Origin of the sequence: Ruegeria sp. ANG-S4 (assembly GCF_000814005.1) — a bacterium.
Classification (GTDB): Bacteria; Pseudomonadota; Alphaproteobacteria; order Rhodobacterales; family Rhodobacteraceae; genus Ruegeria.
Map to the genome: position 1 here is coordinate 870,669 of NZ_JWLK01000005.1, position 22,499 is coordinate 893,167.

A 22,499-nucleotide genomic window follows, 5' to 3' on the forward strand; every position below is an offset into this window, starting at 1 on the left:
TTGGTCTGGCAGGGTTTGCGTATGGTTGAGTTAAATTTACAGCAATTGAAATCGGCAAAGCCGGTGCCCGGCCCGCAGGCCCGCAAACCGCTAGGCACCTGTCTCGTGGACCGGGGAATCATCTCGCGACGCCAACTGGTGCGCGCGTTGCAGATGCAGGCCCGCCAAAACGCCCCGCTCGGCGAAATTCTGGTTGGAGAGGGCTGGGCCAGTCGTGAGGATGTATTGACGGCGCTGTCCGAGCAGAGCGGCTGGCAAATCGCTGATCTGACAGAAGCCCCACCAACGCCCGAGCTCTGCGCGTTGAAACCTGTTGAATTCTGGCTGAAACACAATGTCGTCCCATGGCTTAGAATGGGACCATTGTTGTTGGTTGCAACCGCCCGTCCGGACGACTTTGCCGAGGTGTCAGATGCCTTGCGGGACTGCGATTTGACGGTTGTACCGGTTCTGGCTGGGCCCGAGCAGATCGACACTGCAATCGCCAGATGTCATTCGGCGCAATTGGCAAAAACTGCGGAAACACGGGTCGAGGCGGATCAGAGTTGCCGCAACTGGCAAACCGGGTCACGGTTTTGGGCGACCTTGGCGGTATTGGCCATTTGTGCCACATGCGTCATCTCGCCAACGCTCGCAGTGTACGCAGTGTTCTGGGCCGCAGTTGGAACGCTTTCGATGTTCACAGCGCTTAGGGTCTTTGGCGCGGCTACATCAATTTTGTGCCGGAAATCCGGTCCCCGCGAACACCAAGTCGGCCCGACGCGATTGCCCTGCATCTCGATCATGGTTCCGCTCTACAAGGAACGCGAAATAGCGAATGCATTGATCACGAGATTGCGGCGCCTGAGTTATCCCAAGGCGTTGCTGGACGTCATTTTGGTGCTTGAAGCGCGCGACGACGTGACCCGGGCGGCTCTGGACAAGGTGGATCTTCCAAGTTGGATCCGCGCAATCGAGGTTCCGGAACGCGGAAAACTGACCACAAAACCCCGCGCGATGAACTATGCACTGGATTTCTGTCGCGGGGAAATCGTTGGCGTCTGGGACGCTGAAGACGCGCCCGCCCCCGATCAACTCGAAATCATAGCGCAAAGATTTACCGATGCGCCTGACGAAGTCGTCTGCCTGCAAGGCATGCTGGACTATTACAACCCGCGCACAAACTGGCGGTCGCGCTGTTTCACGATCGAATACAGCGGATGGTTTCGCGTAATCTTGCCCGGAATCGCGCGCCTTGGCCTTGTTGTGCCGCTGGGGGGAACCACATTCTTTTTCCGCCGGGACAAATTGCTGGAGCTGGGCGGCTGGGACGCTCACAATGTGACAGAAGACGCCGATTTGGGCGTACGCCTCAGCCGGGCGGGTTATCGCACCGAAATCGTGAACACCGCGACGTATGAAGAGGCAAACTTCCGCAGGTGGTCTTGGGTCAAGCAGCGTTCGCGATGGCTCAAGGGGTTCATGGTGACGTATCTGGTGCACATGCGCACACCGCTGCGATTGCTCCGGGATCTTGGGGTCAAACGTTTTCTGGGCGTTCAAGCCTTCTTTTTGGGCACCATCGGGCAATTTCTCTTGGCCCCGGTTCTTTGGGTTTTTTGGCTTCAGACGCTGAGTCTGTCCCACCCTCTTCAAGGCATAATTGACGCGGACATCCTTTTGCCTTGCCTCTACTTCTTTCTCGCGGCCGAGGTTTTGAATTTTCTGGTCGGGTCGCTTGGCGTCATTGCCGGGAAAAGACCGTACCTGGTCCCATGGGCCGCCACGATGGTCCTGTATTACCCGCTAGGCGTTCTGGCGGCGTACAAAGCACTATGGGAACTGGTCGTTGATCCGTTCTTTTGGGACAAAACGGAACATGGTCACGCGGGCGAAGAGGCGTTGGACGGTTAAGCGCTGCTACTTCTCGCGCTGCACTGCGTCCTGCTTCAAGCGCGTCATGAACGCGACTGAAATGTGATCCTTCAGGGCCTTGTCTGCCGCGTCCTCATCCCGTGCCGCAATGGCCGCGACGATCCCCTTGTGTTCGCTTTGCGCAATCTCTCCGCGCCCCTGAACCGCAAGCGATGTAGTCGCCATCAAGGCCATTGTTCGATGCACCAGATCCAATTGCTGGACCAGATAGCGGTTGTGCGAGGCCAGGTGAATCTGCTCGTGAAAACGTCTGTTTGCCCGCGACAGGGCTGTTGGGTCATCAACCAGCGCGTCGTCTTCCGCGACCATCTCTTGCAGGACCTTGATTTCCTCGGGCGTTGCGTGACGCGCCGCAAGGCGCGCCGCCAACCCCTCCAACTCGCGCCGAACCACGTAAAGCTCTGACATCTGGTTGTGGGTCAGCGAAGCCACGATCAACGACCGCCCGTCCCGCTCCAACAAAGACTGCGTTTCCAGCCTTTGCAACGCTTCGCGGATCGGGGTGCGCGACACGCCGAACCGTTCCGCCAGTTCGCTTTCGACCAAACGGTCACCGGGTTTGTAGACGCCGACGTCGATTGCTTCGAGTATCAGGCTGTAAGCGTCTGTGTTCGACTGTTTGGACTGGGGCATGGGATGTTTTTCTCCTCGTTCGGACATGTCTATCCGTCGAAACGGGGCGCGATCAAGAGTGACCATTGAAAACCCGCATCGCGCGCCCTAAACCCGGACTTATGGTTAAACTGGCTTTCTCTCACGTCACCCAATGGGTGTTCGATCTCGACAACACGCTTTATCCGCCGCAAATGCGGCTGTTCGATCAGATCGAAGTGCTGATGACGGACTATGTGGTCAGCGCCATCGGTGTGGAAAGGTCCGAAGCGGACCGTCTGCGCGCGCACTATTGGCGGCAATACGGCACCACCTTGGCCGGGCTTATGGCAGAACATGACCTGGACCCCGACCCCTACTTGCATGCGGTGCATCAGGTCGACATGAGCCATTTGGAACCCGATGCGGCGCTGGCCGATCACATCCGCGCCCTGCCCGGTCGGCGCATCGTCTACACCAACGGTTCCGCCCCTTACGCCGAGCGTGTTCTGGCGGCACGCGGCCTGAGCGGGCTGTTTGACGCAATCTACGGTGTCGAGCATGCAGGTTATCGCCCCAAGCCGGAACGCGCGGCCTTTGAGGCTGTCTTCGCGCAAGACGGAATTCAGACCGAGAAGGCAGCCATGTTTGAGGACGAGCCGAGAAATCTGGCTGCGCCACACGAAATGGGAATGCGCACAGTCCACGTGGCACCGGACCCACATGACGCCGATCACATCCACCACCATACCGACGACCTGACCGGCTTTCTGGCACGGCTGCGATAGGCTGTCACACTGCGACGATCCGCACATTCTGCAGCTGCAGCATCACTCCTATATCGAGTTAGCGACGAACAGAACGGAGATCCCAATGAGCGCGATCGACATGCCTCGGCGCCTGCCAGTCTGGCAGCGCCTTTTATTTGCGATACCCCTGTTTGGCTGGATGGCCCGCGACCTGGCCAATAGCTCGGGCGAAGATTGGTATTACACAGCGGCGGCGCTGGTCAGTATCTGGGGCTGCTCGATAATGCTGTTTGGCCTGCCCGGCCTTTACATCCCTGCCCTGATCATGGTGCCGATCATGTTCCTGATTCTTATCCTGATTTCCCGCGGCTAGACCGCGGGACAGGATGTCACTTGGCCAACATACCGAAACACCACTAAAGTCCGCGCGGTACGGAGTTGATCGCAATGACAGAAAGCTGTGACATCCTTGTTTCCGGCGGCGGGATCGCCGGACTGACCGCAGCCGCTGCATTCGGCGCCGCAGGGTTCGACGTGATCTGCGTAGACCCCACGCCACCGGTGACCCAACGGGATGTCGAAGGGTCCGACATGCGCACCACTGCGTTTTTGCAACCCGCACGCGCCCTTTTGGAACAGTGCGGGTTATGGGAACGATTGGAAGCCGAAGCCGCGCCCCTTCAGATCATGCGCATCGTTGATGCCGGCGGAGACATACCCGAACCAAGAGTTGTGCGGGATTTTAACGCCACCGACATCTCGGATCAGCCTTTTGGGTGGAATTTGTCCAACTGGTTTTTGCGTCGGGAAATGGTTGCCCGCCTTTCCGATCTTGCAAATGTCGATTTCCGTCCGGGCGTCGGCACCCAAAGCTTGTTTACCCGCACGAGCGAGGCGCGTGTCGGGCTGAGCGATGGCAGTCGCGTGCGTTGCAAATTGGTGGTCGCTGCCGACGGACGCGGATCGCCTATGCGCGAAGCCGCCGGAATCTCGGTTAATACAACGCGGTACGGTCAAAAGGCGCTTGCCTTCGCGGTGTCGCATCCAATCGCGCATGAGAACGTGTCGACCGAAATCCACCGTTCAGGCGGACCTTTCACACTGGTTCCACTGCCCGATTGGCAGGGGCAGCCGTCATCGGCAATTGTCTGGATGGAAAGAGGTCCACGCGCGATTGAGTTAAAAAACCTCGATGATGCGGCCTTCGAGGCCGAAATGACCAAGCGATCCTGCGGATTGTTCGGACCATTGAAGCTGGCCTCGCGCCGGACGATCTGGCCGATAATCAGCCAATCCGCCGAGCGGCTGTCGGGCGAACGCATTGCCTTGATGGCCGAAGCCGCCCATGTGGTGCCGCCGATTGGCGCGCAAGGTTTGAACATGTCACTCAGCGATCTGCGGTGCCTGCTGGAACTGTCGCAGGCACGGCCGGACGGTTTGGGGGACGCGCAAATGCTTGAGACCTACCACAAGACCCGGCACACCGATATTGCGCTGCGGGTCAAAGGTATCGATTTGCTGAACCGCGCATCAATGATCGAGGCGCGTCCACTGCGCGACGCACGGGCGATGGGGCTTAACGCGCTGTATTCCCTGCCACCCGTGCGCAAAACCCTGATGCAGATGGGCCTTGGTGTGCGCTGAACTCCAGCTGTGTCACAGCACCTGATCCAAAACACTTTTCAATCGGGCGATTGTGCCATCCACATCATAAAGCTTGTCCAGTCCAAAAAGCCCCAGACGGAACGTGCTGAATCCTTCCGGCTCGTCGCATTGCAGCGGAACGCCGGCCGCAATCTGGGTCCCAAGGGCCAGAAATTTCTTTCCGTTCTGAACATCGGGATCCGCCGTATAGCTGACAACCACGCCGGGGGCGCCAAACCCGTCCGCCGCAACCGAAACGACGCCCTTGTCTTTCAAAATCGCCCGAACACCATCGCCCAAAGCCCATTGCGCATCGCGCAGTTTGTCAAAGCCGAAGTCGCGCGTCTCTATCATCGTGTCTCGGAAAGCCCGCAATGAATCCGTCGGCATGGTTGCATGATACGCGTGACCGCCATTTTCGTAGGCCTGCATGATCTGCCGCCATTTCTTCAGATCGATCGCAAAACTGTCCGACTCTGTTTCCGCCAGCCGCGCCTCGGCCCGTTCTGACAGCATCACCAGACCCGCGCAGGGCGTCGCGCTCCACCCTTTCTGCGGGGCTGATATCAAGACGTCGACACCGGTCGCCCTCATGTCAATCCAGGCGCAACCCGAGGCAATGCAATCCAGAACCATCAACGCACCGACCTCATGCGCCGCATCGGCCATCGCGGTCACATAATCGTCGGGCAGAATCACTCCGGCGGACGTTTCCACATGCGGGGCAAAGACAATATCCGGGCGCTCGGTGCGTATTGTCTCAATAACCTCATCAATCGGTGCGGGTGCAAACGGGGACGGGCTGACATTGCCCGTCTGCCGCGCTTTCAGCACAACCGCTTCAGCCGTCAGACCTCCGGTCTCGAATATCTGGCTCCACCGGTACGAGAACCACCCGTTCCGAACGACCACTGCCTTGGCGTCACGCGCAAACTGGCGTGCCACGGCTTCCATCCCGAAGGTGCCACCTCCGGGCACGACCGCAACGCCTTCCGCGCCATACACATCACGCAACATGTCCGAAATGTCGCGCATGACGCGCTGAAAGCCAGCCGACATATGATTCAGCGAACGGTCCGTGAACACGACCGAAAACTCCTCCAGACCATCGGGATCCACGGTATTCAACAATGCTGGCATGACATGTCCTTTCCTTGACTGAATCGTTTCTGCACCGTCTTGAAGCGGCGGTAAAGGCGCAAAGAATTATGCTCAATTGACCTAAGGGAAAGAGCAACCCAAGGTTTTGTTTTCGAATTCCCCATGCAACAAATAGAAGAAATGACGTCAATCAGCGTCACCGTCTATTTACACCCTGATGTGTTTCTGAACAGATACCCGGGCTTTGAATAAGAAGGATATTATAGCCAGTGGCTTCGCAAAAGCGGATTAGTTTTCAAGTTGTAAGAGATGAAGTCAAACGAAGGATCGAGTCGCGGATTTGGCCGCAAGGTTCGTTATTGCCGACCGAAACTCAATTGGCCGAAGAATTCAACTGCGCCCGCGCGACCGTGAACCGCGCATTGCGCGAACTGGCCGAACAAGGCTTTGTCGAGCGCAAGCGCAAAAGCGGAACACGCGTCACCAAGGAACCTCAAAAGCAGGCCAAGCTTGAGATCTCCTTGGCCCGCCAAGCGGTCGAGAAACAAAACTCGGCATATCGTTATGCCCTTGTCGAGCGAAAAGTGGTCTACAGCCCCGGATGGCTTACTTCGCAACTGAACGTAGAGCCGGACGCGCGGGTGCTGCATGTGATCTGTATGCACTATGCCGACAACCGGCCGTTTCAACTGGAGGAGCGCTGGATCAACATCTGCGCCGTTCCCGAGGTCGAACATGCCGATCTGAGCAACAGCGGTCCACATGAATGGCTGCTGAATGCGGCACCGTTTACCGAGGCTGAAATCTCGTTCTGCGCCGTATCTGCCGATGGTCGGCTTGCGGAATTCATGGGGACAACAACCGGCGCGTCCATGATTCAGCTGGAACGTACGACTTGGAAAGACGGGCAGCCGATGACCTTCGCCCGGATGACACACCACCCCGGCTATTGCATACGCTCTCGGTACTGACCCAAGTCTAGCCGATTGGACCGGGCAAGCGCTCCTCGCTCAGCAGAACATTCGCCTCTACATCACCGGCACCCGGCAGGGTCATGATACGCCGCCGCAAAACCCGTTCAAAATCGGATATATCGCGCGCCACGACCCGCAAGCGATAGTCGTACAGTCCCAAAACGTGTTCAACGGTCTGAACTTCAGGGATCGCGCTCACGGCACGTTCGAAATCCTCAAGGCTCACCTGCCCCTTGCGGGCGAGCTTTATCCCAAGAAATACGGTGACGCCAAAACCCAGTGATCCGGCGTTTAGGCGCAGCCGCCGCCCCTTGATCACACCGGCCTGTTCCAGCCTGCGTATCCGCCGCCACGTCGCGGGTTGTGACAGGCCAAAGCGACGCCCCAGCTCCCCGGCACTTTGCGTCGCATCCTGAACCAACGCGCGCAGGATCATCCGGTCGATCTCGTCCAGTTCGATCATACCGGTAGAACCTCGTCCCGCTTGACCCGCGCGATGTGCATCAACGCCTCGATGTCCGCGATATGTGGCAGCGTCAGGATCCGGTCGCGATAAACCTGCTGATACTGCGCCATGTCACGCGCCAGAACCGACAGGCGTACATCGACCCGGCCCAGAAAGGTCTGAATCTCGATCACCTCAGCCACCTCGCGCGCCGCAGCGGTGAACTCGTCAAACGCCCGCGCTTGCGTCTTGTCCAAGGTGATCCGCAAGGACACCTCGACCGCGTATCCCAAGGTGGCCCAATCGATGACAGCCTCCTGCCCTTCGATGATGCCCGCCGCCTGCATCTTCTCAATGCGCCGCCAACAGACACCGGAACTGATCCGGCAGCGCTCGGCCAGTTCGGCGGTTGTCAGGCTCGGTTCCACCTGAAAATGGCGCAGAATACGCCGATCCACATCGTCAAGCATGAATTTTCCGTATTCCTCAAAATCAACGAATTATTCTTCGCCTTTTTCACAAATACTCAATCCCAACCCTCTCGCCAATACCAAAGGCGCAGGATAGAAGCACCGCAATCGAAACAGAAAGGACCGGCAACATGCGCGTCTATTATGATCGCGATTGCGACATCAACCTGATCAAAGACAAAAAAGTGGCCATCCTCGGCTATGGCAGCCAGGGCCACGCCCATGCGTTGAACCTGCGCGACTCGGGCGCCAAGAACTTGGTCATCGCCCTGCGCGAAGGCTCGCCCTCGGCCAAGAAAGCCGAAGCCGAAGGTCTGGAGGTCATGGGCATCGCCGAAGCTGCGGCCTGGTGCGACGTCATCATGTTCACCATGCCCGACGAGCTGCAGGCCGAGACCTACAAGAAATATGTGCATGACAACATCAAGCCGGGTGCTGCGATCGCATTTGCCCACGGCCTGAATGTCCACTTTGGCCTGATCGAGCCGAAAGAGGGCGTCGACGTCATCATGATGGCCCCCAAAGGCCCCGGTCACACCGTGCGTGGCGAATACACCAAAGGCGGCGGCGTGCCCTGCCTGGTTGCCGTCGACAACGACGCGACCGGCAAAGCGCTGGAAATCGGCCTGTCCTACTGCTCGGCCATCGGTGGCGGTCGCTCGGGCATCATCGAGACCAACTTCCGCGAAGAATGCGAAACCGACCTCTTCGGTGAACAGGCCGTTCTGTGCGGCGGTCTGGTTGAGCTGATCCGCTGCGGCTTTGAAACGCTGGTCGAGGCTGGCTACGCGCCCGAAATGGCCTATTTCGAGTGTCTGCACGAAGTGAAACTGATCGTCGACCTGATCTATGAAGGCGGCATCGCCAACATGGATTACTCGATCTCGAACACCGCCGAGTACGGCCAGTACGTCACCGGCCCGCGTATCCTGAAATACGACGAGACCAAAGCGCGTATGAAAGAGGTTCTGGACGACATCCAGCAGGGCAAATTCGTTCGTGACTTCATGCTGGAAAACGCGGTTGGCCAGCCGACCATCAAAGCGTCGCGCCGTGCCAACGACGAGCATATGATCGAGGAAACCGGTGCAAAATTGCGCGCCATGATGCCCTGGATTTCGGCCGGTAAAATGGTCGACAAGGAAAAGAACTAAACCTGACTTCTGTCAGCAACAGGGCGGCCCCGGTGGCCGCCTTTTTTAGTTCATGACGGCCCTTGCGTAGCATTCACCCAAAACGTGATCCCAGCCGCTGTCATAACCGGTGCGCTTCCCGCTGGCTTCGGTCGCCCAAACCTCCCAGCCCGAATGGGTCAGCGTCACCTTGGTCTGCTGGTCCCCCTGCGATTCGAATGCGACCTCAACCCGTGTGGGTCGATCCTTGTTTGTGCCGGGATGCCAACTGAAGGCCAGCCGCTTGTTTTCCTCAAAAACCAGAACCTCGCCCCAATCTGAGCGTGTACCGTCGAACATCGTCTCGTACACGGCCCCGCCAACGCGCGGCTCGATCACTACAGCAAGCGCGGGCTGGCCTTGCGCGGCAGATACGGCATGTCCGTCCAGCGGCCACCATTTCGCAATGCGGTTCACAAAAACATCAAAGGCGCGCTGCGGTGCCGCGTTCACGACAATGGTTTTGACGATTGGTTCGGTCATCACTCTTTTTCCTCATTCACTTCGGCGGCATAGCGTTCCAGCACATCTGACCAGTACCGATCCAGCCAGGCGCGCAACTCTGCCAAACCCTCGGGCCGCGCGGCGTAAATCCGGCGAGTGCCCTCGGTTCGGCAAACCACAAGCCCGGCATCGGACAGAACCTTCAGATGTTGCGAAACCGCAGGGCGGCTGACGGGCATACCAGCGGCCAACTCCCCCACCGCCCGAGGGCGATCGGAAACGGCCTCAAAGACCTGCCGACGGGTGGAATCGCCCAGTGCAGAAAACGCATCTTCGTAAGTCATGCCTTACGGTAAGTCGCAACTTACATTCTGTCAAGATCAGCGCGTGACACTGTTAGCTTCGCGCGATAAGGGGATGGAATGGTTCAACAACCCGACTACCGCGACTGGGGCGGCGTAATCACTCTCGGCCTCATCTGGGGCGCGACGTTCATGGTTGTTGCCATAGCGCTTGAAGGCTACAGCCCCGTCACCGTGGCAACGGCACGCACAACCTTGGGCGCGGTGATGTTGTTGCTTTTGATGCGGCTCACTGGGCGCAGATTACCCAGCATCAATGGCGCGCTTTGGGTCTCAATCACGGTGATCGGCGTGCTGTCGACCGCCCTGCCCTTTGTGTTGCTGAGCTGGGGTCAGCAATACGTGCCTTCGGCTTTTGCGGGCCTGTCGATGGCCGCGGTGCCATTGATGGTGCTTCCACTGGCGCATTTCTTCTCGGATGAGCCGATGAACCTGCGCCGGTTGGTCGGTGTAACACTGGGCTTTTCCGGCGCGCTCGTGCTGATCGGCCCCGGCCTTGCCCAGCTGGGTCAAGGGGCCGAGCCGCTGGCGCAACTGGCCTGTATCGGCGCGGCATTGTGCTATGCCATCTCATCCATCCTGACGCGCCGCTGCCCGCCGATTGATCCCGTAACCCTGTCGGCCCTGACTCTGGTTGTTGGCGCGGTGATCCTGCTGCCGATCATGCTGACCACCGAAGGCATACCCTCATGGCAAGGTACCCGGTCTGGCCTCGCCATCATCATTCTGGGCCTCATTCCGACCGCTTTTGCCACGTTGCTGCGCGTGTCGATCATCCGCAGCGCGGGTTCGGTCTTCATGACGCTGGTGAACTATCAGGTGCCCATCTGGTCGATGGTTTTCGGCGCGTTGATCCTGTCCGAAGCTCTGCCGCTGCGGTTCTTTATCGCCTTGCTGATGATCCTAACCGGGCTGGCAATCAGCCAATGGTTCAGCCTGCGCAAGATGCTGATCGGGCGCTAACCCGCTGCGGCTTCGACCTCGGCGACAATACCATCCACAACCTGTGCCAAAAGCGTATCATCCTCACATTCCGCCATCACCCGGATCAGCGGCTCGGTCCCGGATTTTCGGATCAGCAGACGCCCCTGCCCACTCAGACGGGCTTCAGCATCAACGATTGCAGCCTTGACGCCCTCGGCTTCCAGTGGAACTTGCCCAGCCTGGTAGCGCACGTTTTTCAGCAATTGCGGAACGGTGTCGAACTGGCGTGCCAGTTCCGAGGCTCGTTGCCCCGTCAAAACCATCTCGGCAAGGAAATGCAGGCCAGCCATTAACCCATCGCCGGTGGTGGCATAATCGCTCATCACGATATGGCCGGACTGCTCGCCGCCCAGATTGAAGCCGCCTTCACGCATACGCTCGACGACGTAACGGTCGCCAACCGCGGTGCGTTCAAGGCGCAGCCCCTGCCCCGTCAGATGACGTTCCAGCCCAAGGTTCGACATGACGGTCGCAACCAGCGCGCCGCCTTTCAACTGATCGGCTCGTGACCAAGCACCGGCCAGCAAAGCCATCAGCTGATCGCCGTCAGCCACCTTGCCGGTCTCGTCAATCACGACGACGCGATCCGCGTCTCCGTCCAGACAGATACCGACATCCGCGCCATGAGCCACAACGGTTTCCGCCGCCACGCGCGGCTTGGTCGATCCACAATCCTGATTGATATTCTTCCCGTTGGGAGCGGTGCCAACCGGTATCACCTCGGCTCCGAGTTCCCAAAGGACCTCGGGCGCCGTTCGGTGGGCCGCCCCATTGGCGCAGTCGATCACAACCTTCAAACCATCGAACCGGACCTGACGCGGCAGCGAAGATTTCACCCGCTCGCCATATCGGAAACGTGCATCATCAACGCGACGCGCACGGCCAATGTTCTGCGCCTGTGCCGGCGTGACGCCTTGCTCAATCAACTGCTCTATCTCGATCTCAGCGTGATCGGACAGCTTGAACCCGTCCGGCCCAAAGAACTTGATCCCGTTATCCTCAGCCGGGTTATGACTGGCCGATATCATGACCCCCAGATCCGCACGCATCGATTGCGTCATCAGACCAACAGCCGGCGTAGGCACCGGCCCCAGCAACAGCACGTTCATGCCGGTCGAGGTCAAACCCGCAGTGAGCGCGTTTTCCAGCATGTATCCGGACAAGCGGGTATCCTTGCCAATCACGACGCGATGAACACCCGAGGCGTCGCGGCGGAAGTACCGCCCAACTGCAGCACCGATACGCAGAGCCATTTCAGCCGTCATTGGATGCGTATTTGCGGTCCCTCGCACCCCGTCGGTTCCAAATAGCTTGCGCATTCATCGCTCTCCTTCGTCTCTACCAGAATGAACTACCGGACTGCGGCCCACAGGCGCAAGGCCTGAGCGGTTTCGGCCACGTCATGCACTCGAATGATTTGCACGCCTTGCGACAAACCCGACAGCGCAACGGCAATGGATCCCGGCGCACGGGCGTCTTTTCGCGGCTCTTTTCCGATCTGCCCGATAAATCCCTTGCGCGAAACCCCCAGCAAGATTGGACAACCCAACCCGTGAAACAGGCTGAGATTCCTCAACAATTCCAAGTTGTGCGCTTCATTCTTGCCAAACCCGATACCGGGGTCGACGACGATCAATTCGCGCGGCAGACCAAGCGCTTCCAGCTTTTCGATCTGTCCTTCCAGAAAATCGTAAACGTCCAGTAAGACGTTGTCGTATTTCGGATCGTCCTGCATGGTCGACGGGTCGCCCTGCATGTGCATCACGCAGACCGGCGCCTTGATTTCTGCACAGAATGGCGCAAGTTGCGCGTCATACGTGAACCCGGATACGTCATTGATCAGGCCCGCGCCGGCTTCGTGCGCCACCTTTGCAACGGCAACTTTTCGCGTATCGATCGAGATCAGCGCATCCGTTTCAGCCCGAATGGCTCGGATCAATGGTTGCGTCCGTTCGATTTCCTCGTTTGCTGGCACAAACGCAGCGCCGGGTCGCGTCGATTCCCCGCCGATATCCAGAATGGTCGCCCCATGCGCGACCATGTGCTTCGCGGCAATCCGTGCTGCGTCGACCGAGTTGTGCACGCCACCGTCCGAAAAGCTATCAGGTGTTGCATTCAGGATGCCCATGATTTGCGGCTGCGTCATATCCAGACCGGCAATGGGCGCGCGCGGAGCTGTCAATCTGGTTAAAGATGCCTCCGGAACCTCTTGAACAGGAACGATTTCAACAGAACCGCTGCGCTCAAGAGCTTCGACATGTGCGAACCATAATTCCTGCCCCGCCAGTGGAACCGCCCCTGCCGGTTTGTTTGTCCCGTGCTGAACAAGCGGTCGGTAGTATGCGGTCACAGTCTGGCCTGTTCTACCGAAACGGCGCGCAGTGGCGTTTTGGGCGCATCGGGCAGTTCGCCGCCAATCACAAGCATTTCGCTGGCTTCAAATGTAGCTGCGAACCACGCTGCCAATGCAACCGCGTCGGACGGGGCTGCTGACGGGCCATCCACAGCGTCCAGAACGATCTTGGACGGCGCCCAAACGCAAATCTGGCCATTTTTCATCGCCCAATCCAGTTCGGTCCGCGTCGAGACGACAACGCAGCGGTGATCCCGCGCCGCCAACACCCATGCGTTTTGCTCAATCGCCAACAGGTCAATCCGACGTTGGGTCATCGAATGACCCGTCTGCGAGACCTGCATATCCGCAGCACCCACGCACAGGATCAGAGGGCGTTGTCGATTCTCAAGCTGGTCAATCCAACCGGTCAGATTGGGCGACGCAATGGCTGCATTTGACAGGAACACGAGGCGCGGATGCGGGCGTTCTTCTTCCATCACATCGGCATGGACCGCGTCTTTGCCGCGTACAATTTCGACCCCTAACGCGCCTGGGCCACGATCCAGTTTTTCTATGCGAACGAAGGCTCTTACAGCCTGCGGCTCAAGCAAGATACGCTCGGCCACGCGGTCCGCCAGCGTCTCCAAAAGGTTCAACCGTTCGGCGGCCAGTTCAAAAGCGATCGCTTCAGTCACACGATCATAGGACAGGATGCGATCCACATCATCGTCGATTGGATCGGTCAGCGGGCGTACCTCGACTACGATGTTGAAGCAGATACGCTGCGTCGTGCCGCGCTCGGCTTGAAACGCACCGATCTCGACATCGACGATGTGATCGCGCAGCGAAATTCGGTCCAACGGCCCACGCGCCGCCGTCGCCTCAGAGCGTTCGGACGGGTGCGCAAAGGCAAGGCGGATTTCAGAACTCATAGGTCAGGCCCTTCGCCAACGTGTATGGTCCATCCAGTGTAGATGTCCAATGGGCCTATAACATCGCGACAAACGCCATTCTACCCGTCGAATGCGGCGCACACGTGTGATCCGGGCATCCGTCAGTTGCTGGCCGTCCGGTAGTTGTGGCGATAGAAAATGTGAACACCGATACGCGCGGTTTCTTTGTAGACACGCGACCAGGACGGGCGAACCGCCTTGGTGTGATAGTGGGTCGCACCGGCCGTCATTTCATCCGCGACACCGTCGATTGCGGCGCGGGCAACCTTCGACACGCGCTCGTACGCGCGTTTTTCGTGGATGACTTCTTTCTTGCCATCACAGGTGTAAGTGAACTGACACTGGTATTTTTTGCCTGTGCCCTGATTGATCACCCCACACAGAGAATTCGGAAAACGCGCGCTGCTGACCCGGTTCAGGATCACTTCGGCGACGGCAAACTGGCCGCGGATGCTTTCTCCGCGCGCCTCAAAGTACAACGCTTCCGCCAGACAGCGAAAATGTTCGTCCCCTGTCGCCTTGGGCTGCTGGTCCAGCCAGGCTTTGGTGTAGGACATTTCGATCGGTTCAGGCGTCTTGCGCGGCTTGAACAGTTTCAGATAGTCGCGAAAGCTTTGTGCCGGCAATTCGTTCCGGGCAACCAGTTCATTTTTCGTAGTTTCGACATCCTGCCTCTCGGCAGAGGACAGACTCGGCAGCACGGTTGCCGCCGTTAAGGCAACAGCCACTATGTAGCGTTTCATCAGATAACCTCGCACAGGCACACAAACGCGCCAAACCCTCCCCCGGCGGGCGCGAGGAGGCTGATACCCGATACGAGGGCAAACGTCCAGTTTTGTGGAAAACGCAAGAGGAATCTTGCGCAGGCAGTCAAAAAACTTTGACCACCAATCCATCCCAAACCCACTATTTCTAGGGCTATGGGCCTAAGTCAACCCCCAAGTTTGGAGGAAATCGCCAGTTGAGCGGCAGACAGCCGAGCGACCGGGACTCGGAAGGGTGAACATGAGACATAGTCGAAACCAAGGGCCCGACAGATGGCGATTGATTCGGGGTTGCCGCCATGCTCGCCACAGACCGATAGCGTCACGTCCGATTGGGTCTCGCGCCCGCGTTCGGCTCCAAGTTTCAGCAACTCTCCGACTCCATCCGCATCAAGCACGTGAAACGGATCTTCGTTGAAAACACCCAAACGTACGTAGGCAGACATGAACCGCCCCGCATCATCCCGAGACAGGCCATAGGTCATCTGGGTCAAGTCATTGGTCCCGAAACTCAAAAACGAACAGTGCGGCGCGATCTCACCCGCCCGCATACAGGCGCGCGGCGTTTCCACCATGACCCCCAGCCTGTAATTGATCTCCTGCCCCTGCTCCGAGGCGACCTCGGCTGCGACCGAATCGATGCGGGCCTTGACCAGTTCAACCTCGCGCTTGGCCGAGACCAGCGGGATCATCACTTCGGGCACAACGGCGGCGCCGTCTTTGCTGGCCTCAAGCGTGGCCTCAAAGATTGCACGGGCCTGCATGTCGTAAATCTCCGGCACGGTCACGCCCAGACGGACGCCGCGCAGACCCAACATCGGGTTGTATTCGCTCATCGAATCGACACGGCGTTCGACGTCGGAAACCGGCAGGTCCAGCGCTTCGGCCAATTCACGCTGACCGGTGCGTGTGGTCGGAAGGAACTCGTGCAAGGGCGGATCAAACAGGCGGATACAGACCGGCTTCCCTTCCATGATGCGGAAGAGTTGTACGAAATCCTGCCGCTGCATCGGCAACAGACGCTCCAGCACAGCGGCGCGACCCGATGGGGTCTGTGCAAAAATCATCTCGCGCATCACTGTCAGACGACCGGGATCAAAGAACATATGCTCGGTCCGGCACAATCCGATCCCTTGCGCCTGAAAGTTGCGCGCCGTTTGTGCGTCGGCGGGCGTATCGGCGTTTGCGCGGATCGCGATGTCCCGTTCGGCATCCGCCCACGACATAAGCGTTTGAAAACAATCATCCAGCGCCGCCTCAAGCATCGCGGGCTGACCCGCCAATACCTGGCCTGAAGACCCGTCAATGGTCAGAATGTCGCCGGTCTTGAACACGCGACCATCAGGGGCAGTCAACAGCTTCTTCTTGGTTTGGAACCGCATCTCGGATGCGCCAACGATGCAGGGCAAACCAAGACCGCGCCCGATCACGGCTGCGTGGCTTGTCATACCGCCTTTTTCCGTCAGAACGGCGACGGCGGCGTGCATTCCGCGCACATCCTCGGGCGACGTCTCGCGCCGAACCAGAACACAGGGTTCACCCCGCGCGGCACTCGCCTGAGCCTCGGCGGCGGTAAAGACGACACGTCCCGTCGCGGCACCGGGGCTTGCGGCAATCCCGGTTGTCAGCACGTCCCGCTTGGAATCCGGGTGGACCTGCCGGTGCAGCAGTTCGTTTAACGAGTGCGGGTCGATCCGCATGACCGCCTCTTGATGCGGTATGATCCCGTCTTCGGCCAGCCTGACCGCAATGCGCATCGCCGCGCGCGAACCACGCTGCACCCGAACGCCATCCAAAATGTGCACATGTCCATTCTCGATGACGAATTCGACCTGCATTTCTTCGCGCAGCCGCTCGCGCATCAAGGCAGCGTGCGCCTTGAGATCAGCAAATGCGTCAGGGGCCACATCCTCCAGCGACCTGCCGCGCGGATCCTTTTCCAGATAGAGCGCCGAAACGCCCTCACCCAAGGCATCCCGGCCCTGACTTTGGCTCAGGTAGCGTCCGGTGATCTGCGGCATTCCGGTGGTGGGATCAACCAACTGCAAAACGCCAGAACCACATTCGCCCTGACCGACGCCCGGCACCATCTCCTGGATCACAAGCCCAAGCCCTGCGTCCGCGGGTGCGCCCTTGGCCTGTCGCAAAAGACGTGCCGAGGTTCCATCCCAGGCCCGCGCCATGGACCGGAGCACGGCAATCAATTGCTCGCCGCGATCCTGCGGAAAGGCTTCATCCGTTTCATCTTCGTAGGCACGCAACGAAAGGCTCAGGCCCTCGCGGCCATCCGCCTCGATGTCGTCGAACACATCCGGGTCCAGGCGCGCCACATGCATTGCATAGCTTTGCACAAATCGCAGGTACAGCGCCGCTGCTGCGTCGGCCCCCATTTCGCCGGACAGGTCCAGATAACGCGCATCATTCATACCGATGTTCAAGACCGCCCCCGGACCACCCCAATCCGGGTCCTGAGAGCTGGGCCGCACGCATAGCAGCGTCGAAGGATCAAACTGCTCGAGGATACCGGACATGTCGGGCATCTGGCCCTTGGCGATCTGCAGCACCGCGTCAAAGGACAAAGCAACCGTCCGGGGGACTGGCATGTCCAGTCGCACCAGTCGTTGCAGGCACTTCGCCCGGCCGCCATGGGTATCGGCGGCAACCGGGGCGTCAGCTGCGATAAGCGTTGTATGCGGGTTATTCTGCACTGCGGCACCTTTTGGTTTCACCGCAGCATAGGCACCTGCGCCCCTTGCGCAAGGGCGTTATGGGCAGGGCTGAACCCGCGCCGACGCGCTCAGCCCTCGATTCTGCTCAGATCGGCCACGCTGGAACAGACCTGACGGATCTGGTTCAACAGGTTCAGGCGATTGCGGCGCAGGATGTCATTGTCGGTGTTGACCTGCACATCCTCGAAAAACGCATCCACCGGACCGCGCAGCCCCGCCATCGCAGACATCGCCGCCGGGAAATCCTCAGCCTCCAACGCCGGGTCAATCTGGGCCTTGGCCGCATCCAGCGCCTCGAACAGAGCCTTTTCGCTGTCCGTTTCCGCAAACTTGATCTCTGCACCATAGGAGTATTCGACCCCGTCCTTCTCCTCGGCCTGCGTCAGAATATTATTGGCGCGCTTGAACCCCTGCACGAGGTTTTCGCCATCCTCGGTCGCAATCACCGCGTTCAGAGCACGGGCGCGTTTGACCAGCAGGTTGAGGTCGTCATTGCCGTCCATCGCGATACAGGCGTCAATGATGTCATGGCGAATGCCCTCTTCGCGCAGGAAGACCTTGAGGCGGTCGTGGAAGAAGGAGAGGAGGTCGATGGCAGCACCACGAAAGTCCTTAAAACCTAGTCTCATGGTTTCCATGACACCTATTGTCTCAAACCCGCTATCTCCGTGGAGGTCGGCATCTAAGAGGCCAAACTCTACTTCTTCACCCACTAGCGATATTTCATCCAGCGATTCAGGAGAACGAATATGTCTGTAATCGCGACCTAAAACATCGATATATCCCTCTCCGTCTTCAGCCGTTCCAGCACGAATAGGCCCCAAAGCCACGATTGAGTTGTGTAGATTGTCGAAACTGGAAAGCTCGTTCCAAATTTTCCAATTTACTGTGTCAATCAAATCAATAGAAATATGGTTCTCCAAAACCAACCGAATAACCCCCAACGCCGCCCGACGCAGCGCAAACGGGTCTTTCGACCCGGTCGGCTTCTCATCAATCGCCCAAAACCCGGTCAGCGTGTCCAGCTTATCCGCCAGCGCCACGGTCACAGACAGCGGTGCAGTCGGCACGTCATCTGACGGACCCAGCGGCGAGTAATGCTCCTGCGCCACGGCGGCCACGGCGGCGTCCTCACCCGCCGCTTCGATGTAATACCGCCCCATAAGCCCTTGAAGTTCCGGGAATTCATAGACCATCTCGGAACTCAGATCAGCCTTGGCCAGACGCGCGGCTTTCTCGGCCTGATCGGCATCTGCGCCAACCACCGGGGCCAGTTCGCGGGCCAGCGCGGCAATGCGGTCGATGCGCTCGGCTTGCGTGCCCAGCTTGTTGTGGAAGGTCACATTCTCCAACGCGCGGGTCCATTGGGTGATGTCCGATTTGGCGACGCGCAGGTCGTTCTCCCAGAAGAACTTCGCGTCTGCCAGACGCGCCGACAGCACCTTCTGGTTCCCCGCCAGAATGGTCGCGCCATTATCCGCCGTCTCACGGTTGGCAACGGTGATGAAGCGTTCAATCCGCCCCGTCTTGGGATTGCGGACCGAAAAGAACTTCTGATGCTCTTTCATCGAGGTCTGCAAAACCTCGGGCGGCAAATCGAGGAATTCGGTGTCGATCTGCCCCATCAGCACGACAGGCCACTCGACCAGACCGGCAACCTCGGCCAGCAGGCCCTTGTCGTCGACCACCTCCAGTCCCGCCGCAAAGGCGAGGTTCTGGGCGTCGTTCCAGATATGCTCGGCCCGTTCCTCGGGCGACAGCACCACGAAGGCGCGTTTCAGCTTGGCGGCGTAATCCTCGAACGAAGTAACGGCAAAGCGGTTCGGGGCCATGAAACGATGGCCCTCGGTCGTATCGCCGGATTTGATCCCTTCAACCTCAAGCGGCACCACCTTGGCGCCCGCCTCGTCGCTCAGCAGGCACAGGATCGAATGCAGGGGCCGCACCCACCGCATCGCGCCACTGCCCCAGCGCATCGATTTGGGCCAGGGAAAGGTGCGGATCGTCGCCTCAAGCACCTCGGCCACGATGTCCGCCGCCGGGCGACCGGGCTTTTCGATGGTCGCAAAATACACCGCGCCCTTGGGCGTCTCGCGTTCCTCAAGCTGGTCGCGGGTCAGGCCAGCGCCGCGCAGAAACCCTTCGATGGCCTTGTCCGGCGCGCCGACCTTGGGCCCCTTGCGTTCCTCGCGGATCGTGGGGCTTTCCGCCAACAGCCCCTCAATCGCCAGCGTCAGACGGCGCGGGGTCGTCAACGCAGCAGCCGAGGCATAGGTCAAACCGCCCTCGACCAAACCATCGGTGATCCGCTTTTTCAGGTCTTCACCGGCGCGGGCTTGCATCCGCGCGGGAATTTCCTCGGAAAACAATTCGATCAGCAGGTCGGGCATTTTCAGTCCTTAGAAATTGACAATCGTCTGAATGACGATCGCATTGGCGATATCCACAAAGAAGGCGGATACAAGGGGCAGCACGATAAAGGCAATAGGCGACGGGCCATATCGCTTGGTCACGGCGGTCATATTCGCAATCGCGGTCGGCGTCGCGCCAAGCGCAAAACCACCAAAGCCGGCGGCCAGCACGGCGGCGCGGTAGTTGCTGCCCATGACAGGGAAAAGCACCCAGATCACGAAAACCAGTGCAAACAGTGTTTGCGCCGTCATGATCACGACAATGGCAAGCCCAAGTTCCGCTATCGTCCAAAGCTGCAGGCTCATCAACGACATCGCAAGAAACGCGCCCAGCGAAAACTCGGAAATCAGCGCCAAAGAAGGCGTCCGAGACACGGGCGGAGCCTTGGGTGCAAGCGTGCTGCGCACATTGGCGATGATGATCCCCATGATCAGGCAGGGCACGAACAAGGGCAGTTTTAGCCCTGCGGCACTGATCACTTCGCTCAGAAGATACCCGGTTATGATGGCGAGGTTCAGGTACAACAGCACGCGCATGATCGTCAGGTGATCAATCTTGGAATCCGCCTCGCTCGGATCGTTGGGAACACCAATCGTATGCTCTTCATCCGGTCGCGCGGGGCTGAGGTTTCGACCTTCGACCAGATACCGGGCAATTGGCCCGCCAATCAGTGCGGCCAACACCAAACCAAGAGTGGCGACGGCCACGCCAAGCTCGGTCGCGCCTTCCAACCCGGTCGCCTCTGCAACCTCGGGAGCCCAGGCGATGGCGGTCCCATGCCCCCCGATAAGCGAGGCTGAGCCAAACAGGACGCCGGCCTGCGCCGGATAACCGAACAACGACGCCCCAAATGCGCCAACCACGTTTTGCGCGACGATCGTGACAAGCGTCAGGATCAAAAGCAAAAACAGCGGCTTACCGCCCGCGATTAAATCAGATATGCGCGCATTCAAACCGATACCGGCAAAGAATACGACCAAAAGAAAGTCACGTGCACTTAACCCGAACGACAATTCGACATCGAACGCCAGATACAGAAGCAGCACGAAAATTGACGCCAGCAACCCACCGCTGACCGGTTCAGGGATGTTGAACTGCCGCAGTTTAGCGACTCGCGCGTTGATCTCGGCCCCCAGCAGATAAACCGCAAACCCCAAGGTTGCGGTCAAGAAGTCCGGAATATGCACTGTCACGGCCGTCATCTGGGCATCAATCCTGCGGTCGCGGCGGGCACTCCTCGCCCACCACCGTGCCGTCATAGGCTTTTTCGCCGCAATTGTTCAGTTCGTGCCACGCAAACCCTTTTCCGTCTTGAGTAACCGCGACAATGCGGTCGACGCCATAATGGACGTTTTTGATGCCCATGAAGGCTTGCGCCGCGCCGGATTTCAGCGCGTCCGCCAGATCAGCCGCATCAAAACAGTCGAACCAACCCGGCGCTGTCAGCGGCTCTGCATCCTCGACCCGCAGATACGTGCGCAGGTCATCAGGTCGTAGATCGGTCGCGAAGCATGCCCGGTACCGGATCGGAGAGCTGTCTGCGTCTATCGCCTGAAAGTCGCTGTATCGGATGGGAGTCGGATCTTCGCTGCCTTGTTCGATCAGCACAACGTCCTGCCCCGCATTCGGCTCAACCTCGTAGTAGAAACCGTAGATCTGCAAATAATACATGCCGATCCCGGCCGCCAAAGCCGAGACCAAAAGAATGATCGCAAGCAGCTTTCCTGTCATAGTCTTTCCTTCCCGCTCACGATGCCTCTTTCAAGATTGATGAAAATAGGACAGGTTCCAATGGATTACAGGGCCAAACGAGACTTTTGGAATGGACACGACCCTTGCCGTAGGATTCTTCGGTGCGCTGTTTGCGATCATGAATCCGATCACCAATTTGCCGGTTTTCCTGAGCGTCACCGACGGCTTGTCGCCTGCGGATCAACGGAAAGTTGCTGCAAAAACAGCGGTCTATTGCCTGATCCTTGGCGGCGCATTCGCGGCGATCGGCAATCAAACGCTGGGCCTTTTTGGCATCAGTGTCGATGACTTGCGCGTTGCAGGTGGGCTGGTTGTCCTGATGATCGGCCTTAACATGCTGAACGGCAACCAAAGTACGTCGCACCACGGCACGCAGGGCGAACGCGAGTCCTACCCCGAACCCGACACCGTCGCCTTTTACCCACTTGCGTTTCCAATCCTCGTCGGGCCCGGAACGATCACAACCCTGATCCTGTATGCACATCACATCAAAAGCGCCGTTGATACGGTTGTTTACGCAGGCGTTTTCCTGATCGTTCTTCTGCTTTTGTTTGTGACGTTCTGGAACGCGTCGGCCATTTCCAAACGTCTGTCCGAGAACGCCCGCGTGATCATGAGCCGTTTTATGGGCATGATCCTCTCGGCAATCGCAATTGGTATGATTGCCGCTGGCTTGAAAGTCTTGCTGCCCGGACTGGCCTAAG

22 protein-coding genes are annotated in these 22,499 nt (G+C 58.9%); 8 read left to right on the forward strand and 14 right to left on the reverse strand.

Features of this window, described 5'->3' with window-relative positions:
- Positions 1–21 precede the first annotated feature (21 nt).
- Positions 22–1,893 (forward strand): glycosyltransferase, encoded by a 1,872-nt coding sequence (locus tag RA28_RS17265; protein WP_039531296.1) that lies wholly within the window; start codon positions 22–24, stop codon positions 1,891–1,893.
- Positions 1,894–1,899: 6 nt separating this feature from the next.
- On the opposite strand, the gene RA28_RS17270 is transcribed toward RA28_RS17265, so the two are convergent.
- Positions 1,900–2,547: a GntR family transcriptional regulator gene (locus tag RA28_RS17270; protein ID WP_039531815.1), complete on the reverse strand. Its 648-nt coding sequence runs from the start codon at positions 2,545–2,547 to the stop codon at positions 1,900–1,902.
- A gap of 101 nt (positions 2,548–2,648) precedes the next feature.
- Between RA28_RS17270 and RA28_RS17275 the strand changes: the two genes are divergently transcribed.
- The 3 genes from RA28_RS17275 (at position 2,649) to RA28_RS17285 (ending at position 4,898) form a co-directional block, all read left to right on the forward strand.
- On the forward strand, positions 2,649–3,293 hold the full coding sequence (locus RA28_RS17275; RefSeq protein WP_039531297.1) for a pyrimidine 5'-nucleotidase: 645 nt from the start codon (positions 2,649–2,651) through the stop codon (positions 3,291–3,293).
- Positions 3,294–3,378: 85 nt separating this feature from the next.
- Positions 3,379–3,627 (forward strand): hypothetical protein, encoded by a 249-nt coding sequence (locus tag RA28_RS17280; protein WP_039531299.1) that lies wholly within the window; start codon positions 3,379–3,381, stop codon positions 3,625–3,627.
- Positions 3,628–3,701: 74 nt separating this feature from the next.
- Positions 3,702–4,898: a UbiH/UbiF family hydroxylase gene (locus RA28_RS17285; protein ID WP_039531301.1), complete on the forward strand. Its 1,197-nt coding sequence runs from the start codon at positions 3,702–3,704 to the stop codon at positions 4,896–4,898.
- Positions 4,899–4,910: 12 nt separating this feature from the next.
- Here the strand turns inward: RA28_RS17285 and RA28_RS17290 are convergent, their stop codons facing one another.
- Positions 4,911–6,038: an aminotransferase class V-fold PLP-dependent enzyme gene (locus RA28_RS17290; RefSeq protein ID WP_039531303.1), complete on the reverse strand. Its 1,128-nt coding sequence runs from the start codon at positions 6,036–6,038 to the stop codon at positions 4,911–4,913.
- A 230-nt stretch (positions 6,039–6,268) separates the two neighbouring features.
- On the opposite strand from RA28_RS17290, the gene RA28_RS17295 reads away from it, so the two are divergent.
- The gene (locus RA28_RS17295) at positions 6,269–6,970 is read left to right on the forward strand and encodes a GntR family transcriptional regulator (protein ID WP_039531305.1); all 702 of its coding nucleotides are present in this window, start codon (positions 6,269–6,271) and stop codon (positions 6,968–6,970) included.
- 7 nt (positions 6,971–6,977) lie between these two features.
- On the opposite strand, the gene RA28_RS17300 is transcribed toward RA28_RS17295, so the two are convergent.
- On the reverse strand, positions 6,978–7,436 hold the full coding sequence (locus RA28_RS17300) for an Lrp/AsnC family transcriptional regulator (protein WP_039531307.1): 459 nt from the start codon (positions 7,434–7,436) through the stop codon (positions 6,978–6,980).
- On the reverse strand, positions 7,433–7,888 hold the full coding sequence (locus RA28_RS17305) for an Lrp/AsnC family transcriptional regulator (RefSeq protein ID WP_039531309.1): 456 nt from the start codon (positions 7,886–7,888) through the stop codon (positions 7,433–7,435). The genes RA28_RS17300 and RA28_RS17305 overlap by 4 nt, the downstream gene beginning before the upstream one ends.
- A 131-nt stretch (positions 7,889–8,019) precedes the next feature.
- Between RA28_RS17305 and ilvC the strand changes: the two genes are divergently transcribed.
- Positions 8,020–9,042, forward strand: coding sequence for a ketol-acid reductoisomerase (gene ilvC / locus RA28_RS17310; protein ID WP_039531314.1), 1,023 nt, complete (start codon positions 8,020–8,022; stop codon positions 9,040–9,042).
- 45 nt (positions 9,043–9,087) lie between these two features.
- Here the strand turns inward: ilvC and RA28_RS17315 are convergent, their stop codons facing one another.
- Positions 9,088–9,543, reverse strand: coding sequence for an SRPBCC family protein (locus RA28_RS17315; protein WP_039531316.1), 456 nt, complete (start codon positions 9,541–9,543; stop codon positions 9,088–9,090).
- The gene (locus RA28_RS17320) at positions 9,543–9,848 is read right to left on the reverse strand and encodes an ArsR/SmtB family transcription factor (RefSeq protein ID WP_039531318.1); all 306 of its coding nucleotides are present in this window, start codon (positions 9,846–9,848) and stop codon (positions 9,543–9,545) included. The genes RA28_RS17315 and RA28_RS17320 overlap by 1 nt, the downstream gene beginning before the upstream one ends.
- Before the next feature lie 78 nt (positions 9,849–9,926).
- On the opposite strand from RA28_RS17320, the gene RA28_RS17325 reads away from it, so the two are divergent.
- The gene (locus RA28_RS17325) at positions 9,927–10,829 is read left to right on the forward strand and encodes a DMT family transporter (RefSeq protein ID WP_039531321.1); all 903 of its coding nucleotides are present in this window, start codon (positions 9,927–9,929) and stop codon (positions 10,827–10,829) included.
- On the opposite strand, the gene glmM is transcribed toward RA28_RS17325, so the two are convergent.
- The 8 genes from glmM to RA28_RS17365 all read right to left on the reverse strand — a co-directional run bounded on the left by glmM (position 10,826) and on the right by RA28_RS17365 (position 21,774).
- A complete protein-coding gene (gene glmM, locus RA28_RS17330) occupies positions 10,826–12,169 on the reverse strand; it encodes a phosphoglucosamine mutase (RefSeq protein ID WP_039531324.1) in 1,344 nt (447 codons plus the stop codon). The two genes, RA28_RS17325 and glmM, sit on opposite strands and share 4 nt — an antisense overlap.
- 32 nt (positions 12,170–12,201) lie before the next feature.
- A complete protein-coding gene (folP, locus tag RA28_RS17335) occupies positions 12,202–13,200 on the reverse strand; it encodes a dihydropteroate synthase (RefSeq protein WP_039531325.1) in 999 nt (332 codons plus the stop codon).
- Entirely contained in the window at positions 13,197–14,117 is a 921-nt protein-coding gene (locus RA28_RS17340) for a dihydroneopterin aldolase (RefSeq protein ID WP_039531328.1), read from the reverse strand. Before RA28_RS17340 ends, folP begins: the two co-directional genes overlap by 4 nt.
- 122 nt (positions 14,118–14,239) lie before the next feature.
- Entirely contained in the window at positions 14,240–14,881 is a 642-nt protein-coding gene (locus RA28_RS17345; RefSeq protein ID WP_039531330.1) for a cell wall hydrolase, read from the reverse strand.
- Between the two features lie 188 nt (positions 14,882–15,069).
- The gene (locus tag RA28_RS17350; protein ID WP_052261489.1) at positions 15,070–17,631 is read right to left on the reverse strand and encodes a putative PEP-binding protein; all 2,562 of its coding nucleotides are present in this window, start codon (positions 17,629–17,631) and stop codon (positions 15,070–15,072) included.
- A 68-nt stretch (positions 17,632–17,699) separates the two neighbouring features.
- On the reverse strand, positions 17,700–20,021 hold the full coding sequence (glyS, locus tag RA28_RS17355) for a glycine--tRNA ligase subunit beta (RefSeq protein WP_039531332.1): 2,322 nt from the start codon (positions 20,019–20,021) through the stop codon (positions 17,700–17,702).
- Between the two features lie 9 nt (positions 20,022–20,030).
- Positions 20,031–21,245: a sodium/glutamate symporter gene (gltS, locus tag RA28_RS17360; RefSeq protein WP_039531335.1), complete on the reverse strand. Its 1,215-nt coding sequence runs from the start codon at positions 21,243–21,245 to the stop codon at positions 20,031–20,033.
- 7 nt (positions 21,246–21,252) lie between these two features.
- Positions 21,253–21,774 carry a DUF6446 family protein gene (locus tag RA28_RS17365; RefSeq protein ID WP_039531338.1) on the reverse strand — a complete coding sequence of 174 codons (522 nt, stop codon included), beginning with the start codon at positions 21,772–21,774 and terminating at the stop codon, positions 21,253–21,255.
- 91 nt (positions 21,775–21,865) lie between these two features.
- Here RA28_RS17365 and RA28_RS17370 point away from each other — a divergent pair, with 91 nt between their 5' ends.
- Complete coding sequence (locus tag RA28_RS17370) at positions 21,866–22,498, forward strand: MarC family protein (RefSeq protein WP_039531340.1); 633 nt, start codon at positions 21,866–21,868, stop codon at positions 22,496–22,498.
- Position 22,499: the final 1 nt, after the last annotated feature.